General features: G+C 73.7%; 5 protein-coding genes. 3 read left to right on the plus strand and 2 right to left on the minus strand.

All coding sequences use genetic code 11. The features are described from left to right. Both N866_RS06460 and N866_RS06465 read right to left on the minus strand, forming a co-directional pair. On the minus strand, positions 1-670 hold a 670-nt coding region (locus tag N866_RS06460), incomplete at its 3' end, for an E3 binding domain-containing protein (RefSeq protein WP_034224327.1). Position 671: 1 nt separating this feature from the next. Further along, the gene (locus N866_RS06465) at positions 672-2,852 is read right to left on the minus strand and encodes an alpha-ketoacid dehydrogenase subunit alpha/beta (RefSeq protein ID WP_034224320.1); all 2,181 of its coding nucleotides are present in this window, start codon (positions 2,850-2,852) and stop codon (positions 672-674) included. Between the two features lie 136 nt (positions 2,853-2,988). On the opposite strand from N866_RS06465, the gene N866_RS06470 reads away from it, so the two are divergent. From N866_RS06470 to N866_RS06480, 3 genes are all read left to right on the plus strand, one after another. Then, the gene (locus N866_RS06470; protein WP_034224321.1) at positions 2,989-3,519 is read left to right on the plus strand and encodes a VOC family protein; all 531 of its coding nucleotides are present in this window, start codon (positions 2,989-2,991) and stop codon (positions 3,517-3,519) included. A 47-nt stretch (positions 3,520-3,566) separates the two neighbouring features. Next, positions 3,567-4,247, plus strand: a complete 681-nt coding sequence (locus tag N866_RS06475; RefSeq protein WP_034224324.1) for a GntR family transcriptional regulator — start codon at positions 3,567-3,569, stop codon at positions 4,245-4,247. Positions 4,248-4,263: 16 nt separating this feature from the next. Continuing rightward, positions 4,264-4,834: MFS transporter (locus N866_RS06480; protein WP_162177296.1), on the plus strand; the 571-nt coding region annotated here is incomplete at its 3' end.

A 4,834-nucleotide genomic window follows, 5' to 3' on the forward strand; every position in this document is an offset into this window, starting at 1 on the left:
CAGCAGCCGCGGGAGCGGGGGCGGCGGGAGCAGGGGCCGGTCCGGCTGCGATGGCCGCCTCGACGTCCCGCCGGACGATCCGCCCGCCGGGCCCCGTCCCGTGCAGTCGCGCCAGGTCCACGTCCGCCTCGCGGGCCATCTTGCGGGCGAGGGGGCTGGCGAACAGCCGCTGCCCGGCGGCGCCGGCCTCGGCCTGCGACGTCGCCGTCCCTCCGGCAGCCGGCTCGAGATCGCCCTTCGGCTCGGCAGCGCCACCCTCCTCGGCAGCGACTGCCGGGGCGGCAGCAGGCGCGGGCTCAGCGCCCGCCTCCTCGGCAGCCCCGGCGAGCTCGGCCGCACCACCGACCGCCGCGCCGTCGTCGGCGGAGCCCTGGGCCTCGGAGGCCAGGGAGGCGGCGGCCCCGAGGAGCGCGTCGACGTCGACGTCCTCCCCCGCGTCGCCGAGGACGGCGACGGGCGCCCCGACCTGCACCGTGTCCCCCTCGGCCGCGAGCCGGCGGACCAGCACGCCGGCGGTCTCGGCGGCGAGCTCGACCACGGCCTTCTCGGTCTCGACCTCGGCCAGGACGTCGCCGACCGCGACGGTGGCACCCTCGGCGGCCACCCAGGTGGCGATGACGGCCTCGCCGGCGCCCGTCATGACGGCCGGCATCCGGATCAGCGTCGCCACGTCAGCCACCCATCCCCTCGGTCACGCGCCGCAGGCCCTCGACGACCTCGGCGGTCTCCGCGATGGCGGCCCGCTCGAGCACCTTGGAGATGCTCGGCGACGCCTCGCGCCCCGTCACACGCTGGACGGGCTGGTCGAGCCAGTCGAAGAACCGGCGCTGGATCTCGTCGGAGAGCCACCCGCCGTAGGACGTGCCGATCGCCCCCTGCTCGGCGATGAGCACCGCGTTCGTCTTGCGGATCGACTGCCCGATGGTGTCCCAGTCGATGCTGGCCCGGTCGAGCCAGCGCAGGTCGATCACCTCCGCGTCGATCCCGGTCTGCTCGACCGCCTCGAGGGCGTGCCCGACCATGCTGAGGTAGGTGATCACGGTGACGTCGGAGCCCTCACGGCGCACCTTCGCCCGGCCGACCGGGAGGTGGTAGTCGAGGTCGTCCTCGGGGATCTCGCCGGTCGTCTGGTAGAGCCCGACGTGCTCGAGCACGAGCACCGGGTCCTCGATCGCGAGCGCGGTGTTCATCAGGCCCACGTAGTCGAACGGGTTCGACGGCGCGACGACCCGCCAGCCGGCGGCCGTCGCGAACAACCCCGCCGGGTCCATGGAGTGCTGCGACCCGTAGCCCGCTCCCTTCGCCACTTTGGTGCGCAGCACGAAGGGGACGGCGCTCTGGCCGCCGAACATGTGCCGCGCCTTGCCGATCTGGTTGAACAGCTGGTCGGCGGCCACCCACAGGAAGTCGGGGTACATCAGCTCCACGACCGGGCGGAACCGCCCGTCGAGCGCCATGCCGCCGCCGAGGCCGACGAACGCGTTCTCGCTGATCGGCGTGCCGAGCACGCGACCGGGGAACGCCTCGACGAGGCCCTTGGTCGCGCCGTTCGTGCCGCCGCCGAGGCGGTGGACGTCCTCGCCGAGGACGACGATCCGCTCGTCGGTCGACATCCGGCGGTGCATGACCCCCGCGACGGCCTCGACGAACCGCTTGGTGACCATCGACCCGGCGAAGTCCTCGGCCTCCGCGGTGCGCGCGTCGGCGACCTCGGACAGGTCGCTGCGGATGCCGACGTCGACGAACTTCGTGTCCGGCCACAGCTCCGGCCGGATCCGCCGCGTCCCCGGCTTGCCCTCCGGGTCGGGCTCGACGAGCGCGGCGGCGACGGCGGCCATGGCCTCCGTGGCCTGCGCACGGACCTTCGCGACCGCGTCGGTGTCGACGAGGCCGCGCGCGATCATCTCGGTGGCGACGCGCTCGAGCGGGTCGCGCGCGCGCCACTGCGCCTCCTCCTCCTTCTTGCGGTAACCGAAGGCGGAGCCGGGGTACGGGCCGTTCTGGTGGAAGAAGCGGTAGACCTCGGCCTCCACGAGCACCGGGCCCTTGCCGGCACGCATGTGCTCGACGGCCTCCGTCATCGCCAGGTGGACGGCGAGCGGGTCCATGCCGTCCACGCGCCACGACGCGAGCCCGAAGCCGGGGCCGCGCGCGGACAGGCGCGGCTCGCCCGTGACCTCCTCCACGGTGGTGGAGACGGCGTAGCGGTTGTTCTCCACGAAGAAGCACAGCGGCAGGTCCCACGCCGCGGTGAGGTTCATCGACTCCAGCACCGAGCCGATGTTGATGGCCCCGTCCCCGAAGTAGGTGACCGTCACGTCGTCGGTGCCGCTGTGCCGCTGGGCCCACGCGTTGCCGGCGGCGAGGGGGACGCCGCCGCCGACGATCGCGTTGGTGCCGAGCGCCCCGGCCTCCATCCACTGCAGGTGCATCGAGCCGCCGCGGCCGCGCGACCAGCCCTGGTCGAGCCCGAGGATCTCCGCGAGCGTCCGCCGCAGCACCGCCGCGAGGTCGTCGGGGACGAGGGCCTCGAGGTCCAGCTCGGGGGTGACGTAGGAGATCACCTTGGCGAGGAACTGGTGGTGGCCGCGGTGCGTGCCGTTGACGCCGTCGGACGCCCGCAGCGCGAGCACCGAGCCGACCGCGCCGCCCTCCTGGCCGATGCTCGAGTGGGCGGGCCCGTGGACGAGGTTCTGCCCGGCGAGGTCGAGGACCGTCTCCTCGAACGCCCGCACGAGGTGGAGCTGGCCGAGCATCGTCGCCAGCAGGCCCGGGTCGGCCGCCGCCCAGTCCTCGGGGGTGGTCTCCAGCTGGACCCAGGGCGAACCGGGCTCGAGGGGCGTCCTGCGCATGGTCGATTCTCCTTCGAAACGAACCTCTGGATCCCGAGCCTAAGGCGTGATTGGATACATTCACAAGACCACGTGCCGCCATGAGCACGATTCACGGCCGTATCGGTGATGGTCGGATACAACCCAAGGAGGAGCGATGGCGCTTCCCGGTCTGGTCGGCACGGAGCACATCGGCGTCACGGTGCCGGACCTGGACGAGGCTGAGCGGTTCCTGGTCGACGTCCTCGGCTGCACGCGGGTCTACTCGCTGGGCCCGTTCGAGCGCGACGACGACTGGATGGCCGTCCACCTGGGGGTCCACCCCCGCACCGTCATGCGCGAGCTGCGCTTCTACCGCCTGGGCACGGGACCGAACCTCGAGGTGTTCCAGTACGAGGCCGCCGACGGGCAGGCGCCGCAGCCGCGCAACAGCGACATCGGCGGCCACCACCTGGCGATCTACGTGCACGACCTCGACGCCGCCGTGGCGTACCTGCGCGAGCAGGGCGTCGAGGTCATGGGCGAGCCGACGGCGAGCACCCGCCACTCGGCGGGCCAGCGCTGGGTCTACTTCCGGTCGCCGTGGGGCATGCAGCTGGAGCTGGTCAGCTACCCCGAGGGCAAGGCCTACGAGAAGGACCCCGGGACGACGACGCTCCTGTGGCACCCCGCGGACCCGACGGCCTGAGCCGGATCCCCGGGGAGCCGGGGAGGAAGCAAGGGAGGATGCCGCGCATGACGACGACGCAGCCCGCCGACGCCCCGACGACCGACACGGGCCCCGCCTCCGACCGCATCGTCGACGGCCTGCGCCGGCAGATCCTCACCGGTGCCCGGGCGCCGGGCACGCGCATCCTCCAGGAGGACCTGGCGCGGGAGTTCAATGCCAGCCGCCTGCCCGTGCGCGACGCGCTGCGCCGGCTCGAGGGCGAGGGCCTGGTCCGGCTCGTCGCGAACACCGGCGCCTGGGTCGAGTCGCTGTCGGTCCACGAGTGCACCGAGGCGTACCTCATCCGCGAGCGCCTCGAGCCCCTGCTGCTGTCGCTGTCCGCACCGCACCTCGACGACGCCGTCGTCGACCGGCTCGCCGACCTGGCCACCCGCATGCAGGGCGCGGACCTCGAGACGTTCCTGCGGCTGGACCGGGAGTTCCACCTGCTCTCCTACAGCGGCGGGGCGGCACCGTCGATCGAGGAGATCGTCCGCCGGCTGTGGAACTCCACGCAGCCCTACCGGCGCGCGTACGCGGTCCTGGTCGGGGTGGCCGACAGCCCGGCCACGCACGCCGAGCACACGCTGCTGGTCGAGGCACTGCGCCGACGCGACCCGCAGGACGCGGCGCACGTGCTGGAGCTGCACATCCGGCGGACGCGGGTCGAGCTGGCGCGGCACCCCGATGTCTTCGACACCGACTGAGCCCGGGGACCGGTCGGTGCGCGGCGACAGCGAGGTGCCCGGGGACAGCGAGGCGCCCGGGAGCCGTTCGGCCGAGCCCGAGAAGCGCGAGCTGCGCGGCGCCCTCCGCCTGCTCCACTCCGCCGTCTTCCTCGCGTCGTTCGACCGGCTGGCCATCGCCCCCCTCCTCCTGCCGATCGCGCTGGACCTGGACGTCCCGGTCGAGCAGGTCGCGGCCGTCGCGACGCTCTACTTCGTCGGTTACGGCGCCACCCAGGTCCTGTGGGGTTTCGCGTCCGACCGCCTCGGCCGCGTGCGGACGGTCCGGATCGCCCTCGCGCTGAGCGTCCTGTCCGGCGTCGTCGGGATCCTCGCGCCCACCGTCGGGGTCCTCGCCGTCGCGCGGCTCGTCGCCGGCGCGGCCTACGCCGCCGTGTTCCCCACCGCGATCATCTACATCGGCGACTCCCTGCCGGCGCACCGTCGGCACGGGCCGCTCGCCGACCTCATGGCCGTGTCCGCGGTCGGGATGGCCACCGCGACCCTCGTGGCCGCGGGGATCGCCGACCTCAGCGGCTGGCGGGCGGCCTTCGCCGCGCCGACGGCGG

This window comes from Actinotalea ferrariae CF5-4 (assembly GCF_000603945.1).
GTDB classification, from domain to species: domain Bacteria; phylum Actinomycetota; class Actinomycetes; order Actinomycetales; family Cellulomonadaceae; genus Actinotalea; species Actinotalea ferrariae.

Coding starts and splice junctions, on each gene's coding strand:
- N866_RS06465 (WP_034224320.1), bottom strand. CDS start 2,852: ATGCGCAGGACGCCCCTCGAGCCCGGTTCGCCCTGGGTCCAGCTGGAG.
- N866_RS06470 (WP_034224321.1), top strand. CDS start 2,989: ATGGCGCTTCCCGGTCTGGTCGGCACGGAGCACATCGGCGTCACGGTG.
- N866_RS06475 (WP_034224324.1), top strand. CDS start 3,567: ATGACGACGACGCAGCCCGCCGACGCCCCGACGACCGACACGGGCCCC.